This is a genomic window from Glaciecola sp. 1036, assembly GCF_050306235.1.
Classification (GTDB): domain Bacteria; phylum Pseudomonadota; class Gammaproteobacteria; order Enterobacterales; family Alteromonadaceae; genus Glaciecola.
In genome coordinates, this window is record NZ_JBLWFH010000005.1 from 177701 (window position 1) to 197556 (window position 19856).

At 38.8% G+C, this 19856-nt stretch carries 22 protein-coding genes; 12 read left to right on the forward strand and 10 right to left on the reverse strand.

What is annotated here, in order from left to right; genetic code table 11:
* Window positions 1–313: 313 nt before the first annotated feature.
* On the forward strand, window positions 314–619 hold the full coding sequence (locus ACNKW3_RS09400; RefSeq protein WP_427399035.1) for a hypothetical protein: 306 nt from the start codon (window positions 314–316) through the stop codon (window positions 617–619).
* 465 nt (window positions 620–1084) lie between these two features.
* Here the strand turns inward: ACNKW3_RS09400 and ACNKW3_RS09405 are convergent, their stop codons facing one another.
* From ACNKW3_RS09405 to ACNKW3_RS09430, 6 genes are all read right to left on the reverse strand, one after another.
* A complete protein-coding gene (locus ACNKW3_RS09405; RefSeq protein ID WP_427399036.1) occupies window positions 1085–1408 on the reverse strand; it encodes a hypothetical protein in 324 nt (107 codons plus the stop codon).
* Between the two features lie 152 nt (window positions 1409–1560).
* The gene (locus tag ACNKW3_RS09410) at window positions 1561–1926 is read right to left on the reverse strand and encodes a hypothetical protein (protein WP_427399037.1); all 366 of its coding nucleotides are present in this window, start codon (window positions 1924–1926) and stop codon (window positions 1561–1563) included.
* 202 nt (window positions 1927–2128) lie between these two features.
* Entirely contained in the window at window positions 2129–3460 is a 1332-nt protein-coding gene (locus ACNKW3_RS09415; protein WP_427399038.1) for a sensor histidine kinase, read from the reverse strand.
* Window positions 3450–4148, reverse strand: coding sequence for a response regulator transcription factor (locus ACNKW3_RS09420; RefSeq protein ID WP_427399039.1), 699 nt, complete (start codon window positions 4146–4148; stop codon window positions 3450–3452). Before ACNKW3_RS09420 ends, ACNKW3_RS09415 begins: the two co-directional genes overlap by 11 nt.
* Before the next feature lie 4 nt (window positions 4149–4152).
* Window positions 4153–5268, reverse strand: coding sequence for a type 1 glutamine amidotransferase domain-containing protein (locus tag ACNKW3_RS09425; RefSeq protein ID WP_427399040.1), 1116 nt, complete (start codon window positions 5266–5268; stop codon window positions 4153–4155).
* 85 nt (window positions 5269–5353) lie between these two features.
* Entirely contained in the window at window positions 5354–7954 is a 2601-nt protein-coding gene (locus tag ACNKW3_RS09430; protein WP_427399041.1) for an ATP-binding protein, read from the reverse strand.
* Window positions 7955–8267: 313 nt separating this feature from the next.
* Between ACNKW3_RS09430 and ACNKW3_RS09435 the strand changes: the two genes are divergently transcribed.
* Window positions 8268–9341, forward strand: coding sequence for a methyl-accepting chemotaxis protein (locus ACNKW3_RS09435; protein ID WP_427399158.1), 1074 nt, complete (start codon window positions 8268–8270; stop codon window positions 9339–9341).
* An 89-nt stretch (window positions 9342–9430) separates the two neighbouring features.
* On the forward strand, window positions 9431–10222 hold the full coding sequence (locus tag ACNKW3_RS09440; RefSeq protein WP_427399042.1) for a UDP-2,3-diacylglucosamine diphosphatase: 792 nt from the start codon (window positions 9431–9433) through the stop codon (window positions 10220–10222).
* Between the two features lie 33 nt (window positions 10223–10255).
* Here ACNKW3_RS09440 and ACNKW3_RS09445 read toward each other — a convergent pair whose 3' ends face one another.
* Together ACNKW3_RS09445 and ACNKW3_RS09450 are read right to left on the reverse strand one after the other, a co-directional pair.
* On the reverse strand, window positions 10256–10609 hold the full coding sequence (locus ACNKW3_RS09445; RefSeq protein ID WP_427399043.1) for a DUF4870 family protein: 354 nt from the start codon (window positions 10607–10609) through the stop codon (window positions 10256–10258).
* A gap of 82 nt (window positions 10610–10691) precedes the next feature.
* Window positions 10692–11177 (reverse strand): cupin domain-containing protein, encoded by a 486-nt coding sequence (locus tag ACNKW3_RS09450; protein WP_427399044.1) that lies wholly within the window; start codon window positions 11175–11177, stop codon window positions 10692–10694.
* 191 nt (window positions 11178–11368) lie between these two features.
* Here ACNKW3_RS09450 and rpsF point away from each other — a divergent pair, with 191 nt between their 5' ends.
* From rpsF to rplI, 3 genes are read left to right on the forward strand one after another with little or no spacing between them, the layout of a single operon-like run.
* Window positions 11369–11755, forward strand: a complete 387-nt coding sequence (rpsF, locus tag ACNKW3_RS09455) for a 30S ribosomal protein S6 (protein ID WP_427399045.1) — start codon at window positions 11369–11371, stop codon at window positions 11753–11755.
* Window positions 11755–11982, forward strand: coding sequence for a 30S ribosomal protein S18 (gene rpsR / locus ACNKW3_RS09460; RefSeq protein WP_427399046.1), 228 nt, complete (start codon window positions 11755–11757; stop codon window positions 11980–11982). The genes rpsF and rpsR overlap by 1 nt, the downstream gene beginning before the upstream one ends.
* A gap of 25 nt (window positions 11983–12007) precedes the next feature.
* Entirely contained in the window at window positions 12008–12460 is a 453-nt protein-coding gene (rplI, locus tag ACNKW3_RS09465; RefSeq protein WP_427399047.1) for a 50S ribosomal protein L9, read from the forward strand.
* A 72-nt stretch (window positions 12461–12532) separates the two neighbouring features.
* Here the strand turns inward: rplI and ACNKW3_RS09470 are convergent, their stop codons facing one another.
* A complete protein-coding gene (locus ACNKW3_RS09470) occupies window positions 12533–13471 on the reverse strand; it encodes a hypothetical protein (protein WP_427399048.1) in 939 nt (312 codons plus the stop codon).
* Window positions 13472–13602: 131 nt separating this feature from the next.
* Window positions 13603–14178, reverse strand: a complete 576-nt coding sequence (locus ACNKW3_RS09475; protein WP_427399049.1) for a TetR/AcrR family transcriptional regulator — start codon at window positions 14176–14178, stop codon at window positions 13603–13605.
* 208 nt (window positions 14179–14386) lie between these two features.
* Between ACNKW3_RS09475 and ACNKW3_RS09480 the strand changes: the two genes are divergently transcribed.
* From ACNKW3_RS09480 to ACNKW3_RS09505, 6 genes are all read left to right on the forward strand, one after another.
* On the forward strand, window positions 14387–14941 hold the full coding sequence (locus ACNKW3_RS09480) for an alpha/beta hydrolase family protein (protein ID WP_427399050.1): 555 nt from the start codon (window positions 14387–14389) through the stop codon (window positions 14939–14941).
* Between the two features lie 51 nt (window positions 14942–14992).
* On the forward strand, window positions 14993–15430 hold the full coding sequence (locus tag ACNKW3_RS09485; protein WP_427399051.1) for a PaaI family thioesterase: 438 nt from the start codon (window positions 14993–14995) through the stop codon (window positions 15428–15430).
* Between the two features lie 138 nt (window positions 15431–15568).
* Window positions 15569–16273, forward strand: a complete 705-nt coding sequence (locus ACNKW3_RS09490) for a pirin family protein (RefSeq protein WP_427399052.1) — start codon at window positions 15569–15571, stop codon at window positions 16271–16273.
* Between the two features lie 199 nt (window positions 16274–16472).
* Window positions 16473–17660, forward strand: coding sequence for an acetyl-CoA C-acyltransferase (locus ACNKW3_RS09495; protein WP_427399053.1), 1188 nt, complete (start codon window positions 16473–16475; stop codon window positions 17658–17660).
* Window positions 17661–17809: 149 nt separating this feature from the next.
* Entirely contained in the window at window positions 17810–18400 is a 591-nt protein-coding gene (locus tag ACNKW3_RS09500; RefSeq protein ID WP_427399054.1) for a GNAT family N-acetyltransferase, read from the forward strand.
* 81 nt (window positions 18401–18481) lie between these two features.
* Window positions 18482–19606: a sensor histidine kinase gene (locus ACNKW3_RS09505; protein ID WP_427399055.1), complete on the forward strand. Its 1125-nt coding sequence runs from the start codon at window positions 18482–18484 to the stop codon at window positions 19604–19606.
* Window positions 19607–19856: the final 250 nt, after the last annotated feature.

Consider the following 19856-nt stretch of genomic DNA (forward strand, 5'->3'; position numbering starts at 1 on the left):
TCAGTGCTGGATTGTGGTATTTATTCGCAGCTTCCTTAGTATAAGTTGTTTTGATATAACAAAACGACTAATTGTCGGCCTTGTTGTATGCTTTGATTGCTTAGTTTCCTAGGCACTTTACGGAATTTGTTGTGTATCCAATTCGATAAAAACCATGCTATGTTTATTGATACTAACCTCCAAATGATTAATCCTAATGTTTCAGCTAACCTAGGAAAATTCGGAGGCTGGCATGTAGTGCCTATGCTTATGTGCTCAAGGCTCCACGTTTGCGTAGAAATAATAGAGCCTTAACATAATTAAGGATGACGTTATGAGTACTATTAAATTGGAAGCAGTACAGTGGTCTTCATTAAAGGACATTGATGATGTTGAACCTTTAAATGAAAAGGACTATTCAGTTTTAACTGAACTTAGGGAGGTTTTGCTAAAGCATGGTTATATTAATCGCTTTGGCATTAAATTGTTGCACCGACATTTCGATATTTCTCAGGATGAAATAATCATGGAGAATACAGATGTTGAATCCCGTGTTTCAGTCCTTTCTGTAGAAAAAGATTCATCAAAAGAAAATACAATAGAAACAATGTGGAGATTTTCGGATGGCATACAAGCCTGAACGCGATGTGTTTTGAGATGTAGCTATAATAGCGGTCACAGAGCAGTACATAGTACGGAACGCTGTTAGCATAACAAGTCCAGTCACCAGAGTCGCAATAATGCTGTGCCTCTGGTGTTGGCATTAAAAAGTTAGCTTTAGCCAAATTATTGCTTTTAAAGTTCGCTGGTAGACATTATCGAAATTTTCCGCATCTGACCAATCGCTCAATTGGTTATCTTTTCTCACGGCACCTACCTAATAGAGAGTATCGATCTTCCTGAGAACATTTGAATAAGTGACGTTAATCAACATTAACGAGATCAATAAACTATTATTCTTAAAATACTTGGCGTGCGCTGAGTGTTACAACTCTGTTGCACAAGGTTGGTTATTATCTAAGGTTTCAATTCTTCACAAATGTTTGAAAACTAATATGCTATACAGCATACCATCTATTGTTAGGTGGCCAAAATCACTATGCCACTACATTTCCATCTCTGTGCCTGGACGGATGCCGGTATTCACTGCAATCTCACCGTAATCATAAAGCAGCTCTCTAATTTGCCTTGTTTTCTCGGTGTGAGCGTTACGTTCACTTTCGTAAATACCATCAATTACATCGTTATACTGTTCTTCTGAAAAAGCGGCTCGACGTGTTCCAGATTGACCTTTCGACGACAATACTAGCACTTGTATCGGAATCATCCACTTGTGTTCAATAGCTTCTTTAAACACTAAGTTAAGCGCAGCACTGTGAGTCTTTAACGTTGATGAAGCCGGTTTTCTGCCAAATTCCTTAATACGCAACTCATCAAATTTTTTAATGGCATCTTGGTCTATTGATGTAACGTATGTTCTGTCAAAGTAGGGGATGTGATATTTGCGGAGAGCTAGGGAGTTGTCATGACGAAATTTCTTTTCGGTATTTTTGTTCCCTTCCTTGCTCTCTATAATGTCAATCAACGTCTTATGGATTCGTTCCTTGGCTTTTTCATAAGAGGTGACATCAAGCTCTCGTTCAAGTTTTTCACAATTACTCTTTCCGCTACATACCGGAATTTTTTGCTTTGAACTAGCGTATTGGTTTTGATTCGGATTTCGGGGTCGAGATAGATTCGATGTGCCATAGCGATGGCTTCGTCTTTGTTTTTCTTTTTAGTTGATTTGCAGTACCACGTCTTGAACAGTACAAATCGCGCATACCAACGCTCGCTGTTATTTTGTTTGAAGATGTACAGCGTGTCATTGATGTCATGTCTAGCAATCTGTTTAGCCATGTTGCTAGTAGAAAAGGTTATGTGTCGATTTGCAAAGCGATTTTTCATTTCAATTTCTTATGATTTATATCATTTTTATGAGTAAGCGTCCTAATGAAAATCCGTGTGTCCCTGCCGGTAACCGTGAGTCGCGATCCCGGGTCGAGGCACCATTTATTCCCAGAAGCCCTGCTCATTTGAGCGGTTTTTTTTTAAGAAGAAAACCAGATACTAACAACAGTGCCTTGTTGAGAAGCTGAATTTTCTATTTTCAACTGCCAACCCTGATGCTCACATAAGCGTTTTTTTTTAAAGAAGAAAACCGGACACTAACAACAGTGCCTTGTTGAGAAGCTGAGTTTTCAATCTGCAATTGCCAACCCTGATGCTCGCATAAGCGTTTTACAATGGCTAACCCAAAGCCAAATCCTGTGCTTTGCTCGCTTTTTACACCGACTTGGGTGATGTCATTACTAATGCTGTTATCTATGCCTGTGCCGCTGTCTTTTATATGCAAGTGATCATTTTCAAAATAGATACAGACTTCACCTTTGTCCGTGTATTTAAAAGCATTGCTGAGCAGGTTATCCAATATGAGCTTTAGGATGTCTTTTTGGCCTTGGATTTTTTTACAGCAACTTTCATCTATATCAATTTCAACAGCTTTGTTTTCAAGCAGAAGGTGATTATCAATTATTGATTGTTCGATTATGGGCATTAAGTCTATGGGTTGTGAATTGTTAAACTCGGACTCATTTCGCGCTAATATCAATAAGGTTTTTACGGTTTGTTCCATTTGCTCAGCACCCTTATAGATGCGAGCTAACAATTCAGTATCAGCAGAACCTTTTTGGTTTTGAGCCAATTCAACGGTGTTTTTTATCACCGCCAAAGGTGTTCTTAATTCATGGCTAGCGTCACGGGTAAAGGCTTTTTCTCGTTCTAACACTTTCTGTATGCGTAATAAGGTGTCTTCTAACTTTTGAGCGAGAATACCTACTTCATTACGGGGATATTCATTGGCAAAGCGTTTCTTCATGTTTTCCGGCGATACGGTTTCGACGAAAGTAGCCAAACGATCCAAAGGCTTAGTTGTCTTTCTGGCAATCCACCAAGCAATTAAGCAGGCTAAGAGTGTAACTATCAAGCTACTGACTAAAAGGAACTCTAATACACCATCTCGAATATGCCGCACAATAAGTTCGTTACTTACTTCTGCAACTAAAAACGTATTGGGATATTCGGGAAATTGATACACATGGTAGTGTCGGCCATCTTGCCCGAAAAATTCTTTTCGCATCGGCTCTTTAATTGCGAGCTCCCGAAAGTCAGATGGAAAGTTATGGCGAGAAAAATGCAATTGCATATTTGTTTCACGCGGTGCTGGCCATTTGCCTGTTTTTTCATAATCAGATATCAAATATTCGGCTTCTTGTTTAACTTTGCGTTCGATAAAGGTGTCTTCAATGTTGTACATCAACATAAATGAAATGGCGCCAAAAATTGCGGAAAGTAGAATGGCAAAAATACAAAACAGTATAATCAGCCTTTTGCTAAGACTATGGAATTTACGAACACTAGACGTTTGGGAATCAGTTTTCATCAGCAATTGCCAGAGAAAATCCCACCCCAAACACTGTTTTTATAAGGGGATAGTCAAAAGGTTTATCCAACGCATTGCGCAAATTATAGATGTGAGAGCGCAAGGCATCTGATTCTGTTGGCTCGTCTCCCCAAAGCCTTTGGCTCAATTGGGAGCGACTTACTACCTGAGGGTGAGCTTCAACCAAAATGGAGAGTATTTTATACCCCATGGTATTTAACTCGATGGGCAGTTCGTTTCGCGTTACAGTTCTGCGCTTTCTATCGATTTTAAGTGGCCCAAGACGTATAGCATCATGAGTTTGCAATAGGTGTCGACGAGCGAGGGCTAGGCACCTAACTTCAAGTTCCTGAAGTGAAAATGGTTTAGTTAAATAGTCATCTGCGCCATGGGAAAACCCAGATACTTTATCTTCAATGCTGTCCCTCGCGGTCAACATTAAAATAGGGATCTGTCTTGTTGATTCTTCTCTTAGGTGCCGACAAACTTCAAGTCCGTCCATGGTGGGTAAATTTAAATCGAGAATAACAACGTCATAGTAGTTATCGAGCGCTAATTTAAGACCTTGCACACCCTTGTGTGCAAAGTCTAAAATATGACCTTTTTGTTCTAAAAACTGGGCAATATTCTTAGCAATGTCGATTTGGTCTTCAACAAGCAAAATATGTAATGAGTTTAATTCAGTCATTAGGTTAAAGTGTTTTCAACATTTCCTTAGCAGGCTCAAAATCCGGATGTTCACTAATAATTTGATTTAGCGTTTTGCTGGCTTCTGCTTTTTTGCCTAGCTTATGCTGAACGGTAGCAATTTGTATATCTAATTGTGGATTTTTCACCGCTTTTTGTCCCAGTTGCATAAGGGTTAGGGCATTTTCCAATTCGTTTTCTTGTTCGGCCAACATTAAGTAGTAGTAACCGTACATGGCAACTAATTCAATGTGATACAGCTCTGGCTTGCTTGCCAGCAATGCTTTCGCCTCTTGATCTCCATTTAGAATTTCGGCGACTAGGTCGAGGGTAATATCATCTTTATACTGAGGGACTTCATTAGGTGTTACCCCCATTGATTTTAACAATTCCACTGCCACTGCAACTGTGGAAGTCGGGTTTTGACCAGTGATCAAACGCTGATCTGTTACCACATGATTCAACATTATGGGACTCGATTCAAACTTACCGCCACGTTCGATCAGTTTATTTTCTAACAAAAAATCAAACTCTTTAGCCCATTTTTTGCCGAATAACTTTTCTTCTTGATTAGTAAAACCATTTACTGCCTTGCCATCGACCAAAAATTTTCCATTAGGCAGTTGTACATCGACTAACGCCGCTGGGCCATGACAAACGGCAGCCACAGTTCCCTGACTAGTGTATATTTGTGCAATTAAACGCTGTAAAGCTTGATCTTTAGGTAAGTCAAACATTGCACCTTTACCACCTACAATAAATACACCGTCATAAGCTTCAGCGTCTACTTGTGCAGTTGCCAGAGTATTTTCAAGCTGTTTCATTATTGCTGAATCAGCTAACACTTGGGCGTTAAATTCTGTTTCTGGATCAAACTTATCTGCTTCTACTTCGCCGCCTGCTGGGCTAGCCACTGTGACTTGAATATTATTCTGTTTGAAGATTAAGTAGGCTTTAGAAAATTCATCAAACTCATAGCCAGGCGCAACTTTACCTTGCTCTTTTCCATGGCTACTTAACACCATTAATATATGTTTGTGGTCTGAGGCGTCTGTTTGCAAAGAAGCAAATAACGAAGCAAAAAATGAAAATAACACTAAAATTGCTCTTAACTGTTTCATCAAAGTTCTCCAATTGAGATGGTCATATTGAATCAACAGTGTGTCTGATTAGTTGTGAAATAGATGTGAAACCAAAATATGGTGTTTAAAAGTGAATGAAATCTTCTTTCTCTTGAGAATCGAACAAGACTTCACACATGCTAAGTAGCTCATCTTCTTCCAAAGGTTTAGCTAGAAACCCTTGCATTCCCACGCTTGCACAATCTTCGATATCTTCAGGTGTCACGTTGGCGGTTACTGCAACTATGGGAATTTGAGCCCAATTTTCAGTTTCGCGGATATATTTAGTGGTAGTCAATCCATCCATAATCGGCATGTGCAAATCCATAAGAATCAAGTCAGGTAAAGTAAAGCAAGTTGCTAATTGATGGAGGCATTCTTCTCCGTTATCAATAATCTTGAAATTAGCGCCAATTTTACTGATTATTTCGCGCATAAGCTCTTGATTTACTAAATTATCTTCAACTACCCAAATTGTCTTTTCGGTTAAAATTTTATTTATATGTAGATTATCATCCTGTTTATTATTTGAAGATTTACTGGGCAATAGATCGAAAACTTTGCGATGAAGCTCTGAAGCAACAAAAGGATATTCAAGATTAAAATCTGCCCTAGACGCAATTTCGGCGGCATGACTGTTAGAGTTTATGCTATACAAACAGCCAATTAGCAAGGTGCTATATTTAATTTTAATAGTCTCTAGGGTCTTAGTTTTATGGGCTGAGGGTTTTGGATTACTAAGTAAAAGAACCTGAAATTGATTAAAATTAATGTTTGCATTTATGCAGTCTTGTAAAGAAGACTTACAGAATAATTGCCAACCCAGCATGCGGCATTGATTACTGACAATTTGAAGCTCTTGTAGATTTGATGAGCATAAAACAACAGAAATACTATCCTCATTTTCAATGTCAAAGTATTCTTGTTCCTCTTCATTAACTTTAGCTAGGGGTAATTTTAAGAAAAAGGTACTCCCTTTTTCAAATTCACTTTCTACTTCAATGCTGCCATTCATTAAGCTAGCAAGCTCTTTGCAGATACTTAGTCCTAAACCAGTGCCACCATAATCGAAGCTAATGTTCTCGTCTGCTTGAATGAATCGCTCAAAAATAAGTGCCTGTTGCTCCTCGGTGAGTCCTATACCAGTATCTTTTACCGCAAATACAAAATTTCCATGATGTTCCGTTTGATCAAGACAACGCACGGTAATCAAAATTTCTCCTTCATGAGTAAATTTAAAGGCGTTGCTAATTAAGTTTGAAAGCATTTGAGTAATGCGTAGTGGATCTCCTATTAGAGTTTTAGGAACATCAGGGGACACATCTATCCACAAATCTAAATGTTTTTCACTACCAACACTTTTCATGATTTGTGCGATGTTTTCCAATATTGTCATTAGATCAAATTGCTTAAAAGTTACATGAAATTGGCCTGATTCTATTTTTGCAAAATCTAAGATATCGTCGATGATGGATTTTAATAGTCCATAACTTAACAGAGAATGTTCGATATGATGATGAATTACGTCAACGTCTGTTTCGTTTCTACTGAGTTGTAAAAAACCATATATGCCATTCATGGGGGTTCTAATTTCGTGGGACATGTTGGCAATAAATTTGGTTTTTAGTTTTTCAGCTTTAAGCGCGTTTTCTTTTTCAACGTTTAATTGATCCACAAGTCGAAAAAGTGTGAAAGCAGAAGCTAGAATGATTATACAAACCACAGTCAAAGTTATAAGCATGGTACGGCGAGAATTGTCGCGGATTGCGTAAAGTCTTTCGGGTTTTTCTACAATCAGCTTGTAGTTGTCTTCATCTAATAATATTTGGTCAGTGATTTTGTTAGGTACAGAAACTGAGATGGTCTGCAGCGCATATTTGGACTGTGTATCTACAGCTGCTTCAGGAAGGTCAGTATTAGTGAGATAACTAAATTCAGGAAAATACTTATCTAATTTTTCTTCTTCTTGTCCAGTTAACCAACCCCATGCATTTTCATTGGGAGAAATCAGAAAGTATCCGTTTGAATTGACTAACCAATGGGCGGTCGTTGATTGCAATTGTTTTAGCTGAGTAAAGGTATTGGTCAAATCGAAATTTAAGACAACCACACCAGCGACTTGGTTATTCTTATAATAAGCTGCGCTAGCGCGAATTGTAGGTCGATAAGGGATTTCAATTTGTTTATTTTCGATATTCAAATCGAGCAGAGAAATATGCGCTTTTTCTGGCTCGTACATGGCTAGAGCAAAGTAATACCTGTGCTTCTTGTTTTGTAAATTCTGCGACGGGATCCAACGAACTATATTTTGTTGCTTCACTTGTTTAAAAATCTCAAATCCCTGAGCATCAATAAACCTAATTTGATACAAGGATGGCACAGTCTCAAATAGATTTGTCCATTGATATTTTAGGAAAGAGAGGGATTTTTCAGAAGACTGCGCATCGTCAATCAAAGGATTTAGTTTTTCTTGATTAATTAATATGATTGCATCATGAAAAACATAATTTAATTTGGTTTCAAATACGTCAGAAATCCTCTGTGTTTCTATTTCAACGTTCTCGTTAAATTCTACTGTGGTTTGGTTCCACAGGTTTATCGTTAATAAAAAAGCCGCGGCGAGACAGAACAAGCTAATGGTTATTATAAGTAAATGCTGAAGAATTTTCTTTGATAAGTGTCTCATATCTACTTAAATTATCATGAACCTTATGCAGTAAAATATTGAATAGCAAAAATAAAAATTAATGCTACAGCTCTATTACAAATAGTATATTCTTATCAAATTACAACGTTTATTTATCCGAATATTACAGAATTGCTTACTTTGGTATTAAATATCGAGTTAGGCCATTATTTTATTAAGCGTCCATTCTATTATTTAACGCCCATCTTAAAAAATTATTAACTTTGTTAACGAAAAATCCACCTTATGCCGATAACCTAAAATCATTTAAAACGATTTATTTTTCACATAAGGACTAATTTGTATGTTCGTGATGGCCAGAAAATTACAGGCACAGCAATCAGAAAACCAAAAATTAAAGCAAAAAATTCGTGATCTCGAAATGCAGCTTTCTGAAGAGTTAAGTGAAAAAAGTACTCTTCAAGAGCAGGTGAACAACATAGACAAGGACGCTCAATATTTCAGTGATAACTTAATAACATGCATGCTGACATCATTGAATCAACTTGACGGTATTCGAAATTCTATTGCCCAAGCCTACCAAGTAGCGATAGAAGATACTGCCAAAGTAACCGAACTAGATACTATGTTTGGTACGTCCAAAGCCTCACTAACTGAAATTTCCCAGTCTATGGGGAGCATGAATGAACGCATGACAGATATGGCCACAGGCATCACAGGTTTAAGTGATACAGCTGATTCTATCAATTCCTTTGTTACTACTATTACCAGTATCAGTGATCAAACAAATTTACTAGCATTGAACGCGGCAATAGAAGCGGCAAGAGCTGGGGATGCAGGTAGAGGCTTCAGCGTGGTTGCAGATGAAGTGCGCTCATTGGCGACGGAAACCAATAAGTCGGCGAGTGAAGTCTCAGAGTTAGTTACGAATATCATATCCTCTACTCGAAGTGCTACAGGCTCTGTGGATACCATACGCAATAATAGCGAGCTACTTTCCAGTGGCATAAATGGGTTGGATGAGAATTATCAAACCATAGCGAATCAATGCAAGAGCATGATGCACAATATAGAACGCTCTTCTCTAGATACCTTTATTCAAACTGTTAAGCTGGATCATCTAGTGTGGAAAGGTAAAGTCTATACAGCATTAAAAGACAATAGCGCATTGTCGGCAAGTCAGCTTGGTGATCATACAAGCTGTCGACTAGGCAAGTGGTATGAGACAGAGGGACGTAACTTGTTCGGCAATAAAGGCGCTTTTTCTGAAATTCGAAGACCTCATGAAGAATTACATACCCATGGCATTGATGCTTTAGAAGCCAAAGCAAAGGGCGACGCTCATGCTTGCTTGAATCATCTGAAGCAGATGGAAGCTGCTAGTATCAAAGTTCTGGAAAACCTGCAAAAGTTAATTGAACAGTAAATTGTCAAACTAACGTCATTTAATTTTCACTGAATTGTCACTAATGCATCCTACTATTAAGCGCCAAGTCACCTGTACTTGGCGTTTTTATGCAAACTATATATAGCAAATCAGTTTTTATTTCAGACCTTCATCTTGGTAGCTTAGATTGTAAAGCTGAGATGTTGTTAGACTTTCTTAATCGTATTCAATGTGAAAATCTCTATTTGGTTGGCGACATAGTAGATATGTGGGCCATGTCGCGTCAGTTTAGATGGCCTGAATTACACAATCAGATCATGCATAAAATTTTTCAAATCAGCCGCACTAAAACCAAGGTGTATTATCTGCCAGGTAATCATGACGAACCCTTGCAGAAATATTCGGGTTTTGAATTTGCGAATATTAAAATAGCCCGCGAACTGATTCATACCAGCGCCGACAATAAACAATATCTAGTATTTCATGGTGATCAGTGTGACGGCGATGTTCAGTTAGGCAAGTTTGAAGCTTGGATTGGCGATAAGGGGTATAGCTTATTATTGGCACTTAATCGTTGGTACCACCTGTATAAGCAAAAGACGGGACAAAATTACTGGTCGTTAGCAGGATATATAAAGTCTCGCATTAGAGGTGCAGGCGCGGCAATTACTCAATACAAAAAAGCCGCGGCAGAACATGCTAAAAGAAAAAAGCTACACGGCGTTATTTGTGGGCATATTCATCATCCTGAATCAGACCAGATTAATGGAATTCATTATTTAAATGACGGTGATTGGGTCGAAAACTGCACTGCTTTATTGGAAAATCATCAAGGTGAATTTTCGCTAATGCATTACACCGAGCATTTCCAATCTAATGTTCAGCAAATTGATAAGAAATTACCTAAACGAGCGGCATAAAAAAGGAAGCTTGAAGCTTCCTTTGAATAATTGTTAAAACATCCAAGTAGTTGGGTCTGGATGTGGTAGTTTTTTATCAATCAATTGGAATCCTTTAACGCATCTGATGATTAACCAAATCAGCCAGAAAAGTAGTACAAGATACCCAATTAGAATTATTGCTAAAAGCGAACCAACGAATAAAAACAAGAATCCAATCCAAAATGTTCTTATTTGAAACTGGTAATGACTTTCTAGCCACTCCTCGCTTTCCCCTTTATTGATATAGGCAATTACTACACCTATTATCCCAGTTACACCTACTATCAGCCCGGCTAAGTAGAGAATATAAACTAACTTGGCCATTGATGAAGTATCGTTACCGGATTGAAGTTCAATTTCGCTCATTTTAATCCCTTATATTTTGGAAGAGTTTTGTAATTTATAGCAGTAATGTAACCAACAAACCTTATACCATGCAATTAAACTATTATATAAATTTTGTGTAATCGCCTTCTTTACTCTGCAACACAGCCTTCAACTTAGGGTCCTCTAAAAAAAAGAAATCGTCGAAGGTGAAGCCAGGAGCAACTGTACATCCCAATAATGTATATAATCCTGTTGTTTCTGCCGCTTGATAATATCCTCGTGGGACCACTTTATAATAATTATTTTGTACTTCGCGGCCAATGTGTCCGATAAAGGTTTCTTCCACTTCTAATCCGTCAAAGGTCAATATACGCAGTGGGTCGCCTTCGTAGACATTCCAAATTTCATCGTGCAATACCTTGTGCCAGCGACTAATTTGACCTTGGGGCATCAAATAATAAATGTGGCTCATGGCTACACGTTGCTCGTTGGCGGTAGGAGAGGTTAAGGATAAATTTGAACGATACTCTTCATTATAGTAACCACCTTCAGGATGGGGTTTTAACGAGAGGCTTTCAATGAGATTTTCTATGCGACTTTGGGTCATAAAATACTTTATTCGCTCAATTGTCCTAGATTTAGTGCTAAAGTATTACTGATTTTTAATTTTATCGCAATTTTTCCTTGAGCCTCATTATCGATTTCTGTATACTCGCGCGCCTCGCAGCTATTATAACGTTCCTTGCCTTTATGACAGATTGCTGCGCTGTCCCGAGGCTTTAACCGTAGGGAGCAGAAATGCGTCATTACGAAATTGTATTCATGGTTCACCCAGATCAGAGTGAACAAGTACCTGGTATGATTGAAAAATACCGTGGTATCTTAGAGCAAGACGGCGGTTCTATTCATCGTCTTGAAGATTGGGGTCGTCGTCAGTTGGCTTATCCAATCGAAAAACTTCACAAAGCACACTATGTTCTTATCAATGCTGAAGCAACTGCTGAAGCTGTTGAAGAATTAGAAACTGCTTTCCGCTACAACGATGTTATCTTACGTAACCTAGTTATGCGCACTAAGTCTGCTATGACTGAAGCGTCTCCTATGGCGAAAGAAGAACGTCGTGAAGAGCGCAAAGAGCGTTCTGCACCTAGAGTAGAATCTGTAGAAGAAGAGGGAGAAGAATAATGGCTCGCTATTTTAGACGTCGTAAGTTCTGCCGTTTTTCAGCAGAAGGTGTGCAAGAGATCGATTATAAAGACATCTCTTTGTTAAGAAACTACATCACTGAAAGTGGTAAAATTGTACCTAGCCGTATCACTGGCACAAGTGCAAAATATCAGCGTCAGCTTTCAACTGCAATTAAGCGTGCTCGCTTCCTTGCGTTGTTACCGTACACAGATTCACACAAGTAAGTTTGGCAATTAAGAGGTAGCAAAGATGGAAATCATTCTACTAGATAAAATCGCCAACTTAGGCGGTCTAGGTGATCAGGTAACTGTAAGATCTGGCTATGCGCGTAACTTTTTGTTCCCGCAAGGCAAAGCAGTTCCTGCAACAAAAGACAATGTTGAAAAATTTGAACAGCGTCGTGCAGAGTTAGAAGCTAAAATTGCTGGTCAATTAGCAGAAGCTGAAGCTCGTGCAGAAAAACTTAACGCTTTAGAAGCAGTGACTATCGCTGCTCCAGCAGGCGATGAAGGTAAATTATTTGGTTCAGTTGGTACTCGTGACATCGCTGATGCAGTAACTGCTGCTGGTGTCGAAGTAACTAAAGCTGAAGTGAAATTACCTACTGGTACTTTGCGTGAAACTGGCGAATATGAAGTTGATATTCAAGTACACGCAGACGTTATGGCGACTATCAAACTAGTAATTATTGCTGAAGCTTAATTGCTGATAGTTGTTGTCACAATATTAAGAAAAGCAGGGAGTTCCCTGCTTTTTTTATGTCTTATGATTTATTTAGAGTTCCCAGTTAATGCCTATTTGAAAACGTGAATTGTTTTCTACTGCTTCAAAGCCTGCAAACCATGCTAAGCCAGAATCATTAATACTTCCACCCAGTTCTCCGGCTATACCATGGCCAGTACCTAAAAAATCTTCCGTCAATTCTGCACGTAAACCAAAATCATCATCAACAAAAGCGTAATGAACAAAATACTCGATTGGATAATTAGCTAGGGCAAACTCACTTTCGAGTCCCCATACAGTTTTGTATTTAGTTTCATAAAGGCGCGCGATAAATTCCGCGAATAGGGTAGTTAATTCTGAGGTCTTATAGCGCATTTCGGTTCTAACGAAGTTACCACCTGTCATCCGCTCAGCACTAATTTCGTAACTCCATTGTTGATCAATTCGAGCGGAATATTCAATTTCAATGTAATTCAAGGTTTCTGGCGTCTGCAGAGCTTTAGAAGCGTCCAGAGTAGAAAGTTCACCTAGCACAATTTCTAAATTATCATTACCTAGTTTGCGCACGTGCCTTACACCTTTAATCCAACCGTCTTTGGATAACCCAGAAGATGATACTCTTCCTTTGTAAGTTGGAATTACCCCTAACTCAGTTTTACCATAGTCCCCTTGATGACGAAGATATAATCTGCGCATGTATAGATAATCTGACTCCCCATCATCTAATGTGTTGTGGCTTGAACCATATTCATTACCAGTGACAATAAAGCTATTGAGACTCCAAGTGTCGTTAAACCTTATTTTAGGGTTATAGCGCACTCTATATTCAAATTCCGCTGATTGATTTGAGTTATCATCTAGTCTCAATTCGAACTCAGCCTGTTGTTCAAACTCAGAACTTTTGGCTCGTTCAATTGGTATCAGGCATAATGCAAAACCTGTAAATAAGGTGGAAAGTACTTTGTTATATGCTGTGTAAGTCGAATCCATATCCTTCCGAATCTTGCTAAAGCCATTTTAAAATGGACTTTCTATTTAGTTAAATCTAGACGTTGTGTACGTAGAAAATATCATCTAGGTTTGGAAAATTATATTTCCCATAAGTGATTTTTAAGTAGACTCTAATTTACTAAGATTAACTTTGGAAGTGAGTCTATAATTGCATCAAATGGATCAATATCTTTATATCCACGACATAAGATCACGGCACCTTCTAAACAAGCTAGCAAAGTAATAGCAGTTGAATTAGCTGAAGATTTAGAGTGCCCCAGCGTAATTAAATAGTCGCTAATGGGTATGCGCCAGTCATTAAATATTTTAGCAATAGCGTTTCGGATTTGGTGATAATTATCTTCTTGAGAGGCTTCAACAGCGGCAGCAACAATAGGACAACCCTTTTCAAAATTACTCTTAACCAATTTTTCGCGCCATTGGACTAAAAATAATTGTAGCCCGTTTTTCTTATCCTTTTCTAAACATTCTTTTAACCGTAATGCGGCTCTTTCGCCAGCCCATTCTAGGGTTTCTAATACGATCTGCTGTTTACCATTTGGAAAATTATGATAGGTCGAACCAAGAGGCGCATTGGCGAATTTAGATAACTCTCGAATACTGACTCCCTTTAACCCATTAGTCGCAAGGATATTAGCTGCCGCTTCGATGACTTTTTGCCGACCTTGAGATGCTCTTTTACTCATTTATAAATCCGCTTGTTATAACAACTGTTATAGGATAGCATGCTAAATTAATTAAGACACTCGTTATAATTTGGTTGGCTATGAAATCGATACAATTACACACGACGGACAAATTTGAGTTAAAAGGCTATAGGTTCTCAGGGATTGGGGGAGAAAGGACCTAGCCGCCGCTGTTGAGTACATGGAATCAGGGGAATTACCTTTGTTTATGATTGGACATTCCTATGGCGGACACGCATTTGGCTTATTACCGAATCATCAAAAAGTAGCAGGATTTTACGTATATGGGACAGGTGCAGGTTGGCATGGTTATATGCCATGGCCAGAACAAATTAAGGTGTTGTTTATGTGGAACACTATTCTACCTATGATAACAAGGTGGAAAGGCTATTGTGCGTGGAGCGCGTTGGGGATGGGAGAAGATTTACCTAAAGATGTTTTTTATCAATGGCGCCGCTGGTGTCGTTATCCTAGATACTTTTTTGACGATCCTAAGATGGATGGCATTGATAAATTATATGAATCTGTTCGCACACCGATGGTTACTGCAAATGCCATGGATGACCGTTGGGCTATGCCGGCATCGAGAGATGCATTTGTTCAGTATTATAAAAACGCTCCGCTTTCTAAGCTCGATATTCCAGCAACAATGATACCGGGTGGAATTGGGCACATGGGATACTTCCGTAAGAATGCTATTCCACTTTGGCAGGGGAGTCTTGACTGGTTTAGTGAATTAATTTCGGAACAAATGGTTGCATAAACAATAATATAAAAAGTATAGAGCGTGTATAAATCAAAACAGAGGTAAAAAATGAATGTGTCCGAATTAACCGGCTTAGAACAACTGGAAGCGATAGTGCGCGGAGACATACCGCAACCTAGTATTTTCGAAACAATGGGTATGCATGAACTTGTCATTGAAAGAGGCAAAGCACTTATTGAATGCAAAGCTACAGATAGGCATTGTAACCCAATGGGCGGAGTGCATGGAGGCTTTGCAGCGACAGTGCTTGATTCAGTAACAGGTTGTGCAGTACACAGTGCTTTAGAGGCCAATGTTTCTTATGGCACTATTGATCTAGCAGTAAAAATGATGAGACCAATCCCGATCAACCAAACGCTTTTTGCGGAGGCAAAAGTAACCCATATTTCTCGCTCATTAGGCATAGCCGAAGGTTATATTCGCGACAAAGATGGTAAATTATTTGCCAGCGGTAATGCAACATGCTTTATAAAGCGTCCAAAATGATGTGAATTCTAAACTAAGCTTACGTATTAATAGCTGAATTGTTTTCTAAAAATTAGATATATAAACACTAAATATTGCAATTTTTATTCTAATAAAAAGAAATATAATGCTTTCATTGAAAATATATCAGGAATCTTTATGTCATATATCAGAAAAGCCGACCAACGTGGAATGGTCGATATTGGCTGGTTAAAGAGCAAACACAGTTTTTCCTTTGGGCATTATTATGACCATGATCATATGGGCGTTTCGGTTTTGCGTGTTATTAATGATGATACCGTAGCTCCTGGAGCGGGTTTCGATACTCATGGACACAGGGATATGGAAATTATCTCTTATGTGTTAGAGGGTGAGTTGGAGCATCAAGATAATCAGGGCAATCGGCATATTGTGCGTCCAGGTGAAGTGCAAAGAATGAGTGCCGGTACTGGTGTTATGCATTCTGAATTTAACCCTTCTAAGACTAACAGAGTTAAATTTTTACAAATTTGGATAATACCCAACAAAGTAGGGGTAGCACCAAGTTATCAACAAAAGAAAATTGAACAGCACGCGAAATTAACCCCGCTGGTTACCCCTGATGGTCATAGTGGCAGTATTAGCATGCATCAAGATGCTTCCCTATATAGACTGAAATTGTCTACTAATGATTCATTGCATTTGCAATATGGCACCGACCGCCAAGGTTACTTGCATGTAATTGAAGGCGATATATCAGTTAACGGTGTCGCTTTATCTGCTGGCGATGCTATTGCGCCAGACTCAACTGAGTCTTTGGAATTTATATCCAATGATAGTGAGGTTGAAGCATTATGGTTTGATTTACCAAAGAAAAAGCACTGAGTGGAGTTAAATTAAGGCTTTTTATGATGGTGCAGATACCTAATAAAGTGTATGTATCTGCATTCAATCTAGTGATGGAGATGTTTGCTAAATATTCATAAAACATATTATTGTCAATCATTAGCAAAAATTCGTTTTTCTAAACCAGTACTTTTATGATGCAAAAACACACAATTTGCGTCATGTTTGAGGACTGAATATGAAAGAAGCCGTTATAGTATCCACAGCAAGAACTCCCATTGGAAGAGCCTTTAAAGGTGCTTTTAATAACACTAAATCACCAACACTTACTGCCCATGCAATCAAGCATGCCGTTGAGCGCGCCAAAGTGGAAGGTGGAGAAATCGACGATGTGATCATAGGTTCAGTATTAAATGCTGGCAGTGCCGGTGGTAATATCGCGCGTTTAGCCACCCTAGCAGCAGGTTTGCCAAATACAGTGTCTGGACAAACGATAGATCGCCAATGTTCATCCGGTCTAATGGCGGTTGCAACCGCAGCTAAACAAATTATTGTTGATGGTATGAATGTGGTTGTAGCTGGTGGTCAAGATAATATCTCTGAAATTCAGGGGCCTTATTTTGATTGGGCGAGCAAGTGTACCGATGAAAATGTAATCGCACATGAAAAGCACGCATACATGCCAATGTTGTTTACTGCTGAAAATGTCGCCAAAGTTTACAAGATTTCCCGTGATGCTCAGGACGAATACGCGCTAAGTTCACAACAACGAACAGCTAAGGCTCAGGCTGAAGGCAAATTCGATGATGAAATAGTGCCTTTTACTACTACTAAAGCCATTTTCAATAAAGAAACCAAAGAGACAAGTTACGAAGAAGTCACTTTAAGCAAAGATGAAGGAAACCGTCCAAGCACTACTTTAGATGACCTCCAAAGCTTAAAGCCAGTGCTTGATAATGGTTGTATTACCGCAGGTAATGCTTCTCAATTATCAGATGGCGCGTCAGCTTGTGTGGTAATGGAAAGAAGTTTAGCAGAACAACGGAATCTTGATATTTTAGGTATCTATCGCGGTATGGCCGTTGCAGGAAACCAACCTGAAGAAATGGGCATTGGCCCGATATACGCCATTCCTAAATTACTTAAACTTCATGGTTTGAGCATTAATGACGTAGGTTTATGGGAATTAAATGAAGCCTTTGCTTGTCAGGCACTCTACTGTCGCGACAACCTAGGTATTGATCCTGAAATATACAATGTTAACGGCGGTGCCATCAGTATTGGCCACCCATACGGAATGACTGGTGCTCGCACTGTAGGTCATGCATTAATTGAAGGTAAACGACGCGGTGTTAAATATGTCGTTGTGACCATGTGTGTCGGCGGTGGAATGGGCGCTGCAGGCTTATTTGAAATCGCCAATTAAAAAAATTTATTTTATTTGAAATTTTTTGCGCTTATATTCTGTCTTTATTAACAGTGTAAGCGCACTTGTTGTTCCCATTGAGTATACGCCAATTACGCATTACTATTTGTATGCTTTTGGCGTTTTTTTTATCTTAAGGAAAATGAATATTGGTAACCGTTCCTAATTCAGCAAGGTTAGCATATCGCTTATTCAATTTAGATGACGTTCATACTGCCTCTCAAGACTTAGATGACATTTGGCAAGTCGACCAAGATCCTGAAGTGATGAAGTATTTAACCAATGGTGTAACCACTTCCAAAGAAGTACTAAAAAACGTTTATATTCCCCGTTTAAAATCATATACAGATATCGACAAAGGATTCGGTATGTGGCGAATTTCCTTAGCAGATTGCGATACCTTTATTGGCGAACTCATAATGCGCCCTATGCATTTTGGGTCTGATAATCCTCATCAGCATGATATTGAACTTGGCTGGCGATTTATTCGAAAGTACTGGGGGCAAGGTTACGCGACAGAGGCTGCGGACCATTTGATGCGTTGGAAAGCCCAAGACCCGATAGTAAAGCGCTTCAGTGCCATTGCAGACACCAATAACAAAGCATCTACCGCTATAATGAAAAAACTAGGTATGCGATTTATTACCCACGAAATCCACCAAGATCCGCTAGGAGACGTAGAAGTAGATCGTTATAGTTTGGATGTGGCGGACTTAAATACTGATAAAACGAACCAGTGACTAGAACTTAGATAGCACTTGATATGGCTAGCATTTTTCACTAGTATCAAGGCTTCAAAATAGCTTCCTTTTTAAATCTCATTGTCTAATTCAAGCGAAAATAATCAAACAAATCAGTTCGAAAAAAAAATAGCGGCATTAGAAGCCGAAATAGTCGAGCTCAGAAGAAAAAATGATTTACAAGATCAGGTGATTAACCTGAACCAAGATAGTATTTTTGTTAAAGATGCCAATTTAAATTGGATCTTTGCAAATGATGCAGCGCTTTCATTTTACTCGAAAAAGATTCGAGACAAACTTATTGGAACAAATCCAGCTGAACACTTTCCTCCAGAGCAAGTGGCAAAGTTTGAAGAGTCAGACCATATTGCCTTAACAACAGGTATTTATGAAAAAAAAGAAACGGTTTTGCTCGATGACGGCAGAGAGATTCAGGCTCAAATAACCAAAAAGCGTTTTATTGGTGAAGATGGCGCCCCCTATTTGTTGTGTATAAGTCGAGATATTACTGACAGAGAAGATTTAATAGTAGAGCTCAAACGTTCAAACGCCGATCTAGATAATTTCGCATATGTAGCTTCTCATGATCTACGAGCACCACTAAACGCCATAAAAACTATGGTTGCTTGGGTCAGAGAAGACTGTGAAGATATTCTACCATTAGAAAGTAAAGACAATTTAGCGCTAGTGATGAACCGTGTTGAACGCATGGAAAAGCTACTAATGGACTTGCTTGAATACAGCCGTATGGGACGCGAAAAACAGTTGCCGGTTAGGTTTAACATTCGTAAAAAAGTGCTCGAATTGCTGAACTTAGTCGATCTCCCTATGGGGTTTGGTATCCGCTGCGACGATGTAGAGGTTACTTTACCTGAAACTCCGTTTAATGTGGTTATGGTGAATCTAATTGGTAATGCAATAAAGCACCATGATTCGGCCAATGCGAATATTTCAATTTCCGTTAAAACTACCAAACGCTACACAGTAATTACGGTTGCGGATAATGGTCCAGGCGTTCCCGACGAATACAAACAAAAAGTCTTTGAGCTATTTACCACATTGAAACCAAGAGACGAATTAGAAGGTTCCGGCATGGGATTAAGCGTGGTGAAAAAGCTGGTAGAACAATATCAAGGCAAAATCGAAGTTGCCGACAATTCTCCTCGCGGCACTAAGTTCATTATTTCATGGCCACAGTTTAAGTAAGTTGCACTTTCTTTGAGAACGTTTTTCAAAAGGGAAAAAGTCTTATGCAAAGGAATGCTAGATTCTGCTTCACTTTGCTACTTTAGTGCTATACATTGTAGCTATATTGGTTTAAAAAATAACTCGCCCAAATACCATGCTATTTCAGATACTTGCTGTACATAAGTATACAAGATTCCGATTCTATTGGGTGATATTGGGATGTTTTATTTTCTCCCAAAGTGCCACTGCTTCTCTAACGATAATCAAT

Coding starts and splice junctions, on each gene's coding strand:
- ACNKW3_RS09400 (WP_427399035.1), top strand. CDS start 314: ATGAGTACTATTAAATTGGAAGCAGTACAGTGGTCTTCATTAAAGGAC.
- ACNKW3_RS09410 (WP_427399037.1), bottom strand. CDS start 1,926: ATGAAAAATCGCTTTGCAAATCGACACATAACCTTTTCTACTAGCAAC.
- ACNKW3_RS09415 (WP_427399038.1), bottom strand. CDS start 3,460: ATGAAAACTGATTCCCAAACGTCTAGTGTTCGTAAATTCCATAGTCTT.
- ACNKW3_RS09420 (WP_427399039.1), bottom strand. CDS start 4,148: ATGACTGAATTAAACTCATTACATATTTTGCTTGTTGAAGACCAAATC.
- ACNKW3_RS09425 (WP_427399040.1), bottom strand. CDS start 5,268: ATGAAACAGTTAAGAGCAATTTTAGTGTTATTTTCATTTTTTGCTTCG.
- ACNKW3_RS09430 (WP_427399041.1), bottom strand. CDS start 7,954: ATGAGACACTTATCAAAGAAAATTCTTCAGCATTTACTTATAATAACC.
- ACNKW3_RS09435 (WP_427399158.1), top strand. CDS start 8,268: ATGGCCAGAAAATTACAGGCACAGCAATCAGAAAACCAAAAATTAAAG.
- ACNKW3_RS09440 (WP_427399042.1), top strand. CDS start 9,431: ATGCAAACTATATATAGCAAATCAGTTTTTATTTCAGACCTTCATCTT.
- ACNKW3_RS09445 (WP_427399043.1), bottom strand. CDS start 10,609: ATGAGCGAAATTGAACTTCAATCCGGTAACGATACTTCATCAATGGCC.
- ACNKW3_RS09450 (WP_427399044.1), bottom strand. CDS start 11,177: ATGACCCAAAGTCGCATAGAAAATCTCATTGAAAGCCTCTCGTTAAAA.
- rpsF (WP_427399045.1), top strand. CDS start 11,369: ATGCGTCATTACGAAATTGTATTCATGGTTCACCCAGATCAGAGTGAA.
- rpsR (WP_427399046.1), top strand. CDS start 11,755: ATGGCTCGCTATTTTAGACGTCGTAAGTTCTGCCGTTTTTCAGCAGAA.
- rplI (WP_427399047.1), top strand. CDS start 12,008: ATGGAAATCATTCTACTAGATAAAATCGCCAACTTAGGCGGTCTAGGT.
- ACNKW3_RS09470 (WP_427399048.1), bottom strand. CDS start 13,471: ATGGATTCGACTTACACAGCATATAACAAAGTACTTTCCACCTTATTT.
- ACNKW3_RS09475 (WP_427399049.1), bottom strand. CDS start 14,178: ATGAGTAAAAGAGCATCTCAAGGTCGGCAAAAAGTCATCGAAGCGGCA.
- ACNKW3_RS09480 (WP_427399050.1), top strand. CDS start 14,387: ATGATTGGACATTCCTATGGCGGACACGCATTTGGCTTATTACCGAAT.
- ACNKW3_RS09485 (WP_427399051.1), top strand. CDS start 14,993: ATGAATGTGTCCGAATTAACCGGCTTAGAACAACTGGAAGCGATAGTG.
- ACNKW3_RS09490 (WP_427399052.1), top strand. CDS start 15,569: ATGTCATATATCAGAAAAGCCGACCAACGTGGAATGGTCGATATTGGC.
- ACNKW3_RS09495 (WP_427399053.1), top strand. CDS start 16,473: ATGAAAGAAGCCGTTATAGTATCCACAGCAAGAACTCCCATTGGAAGA.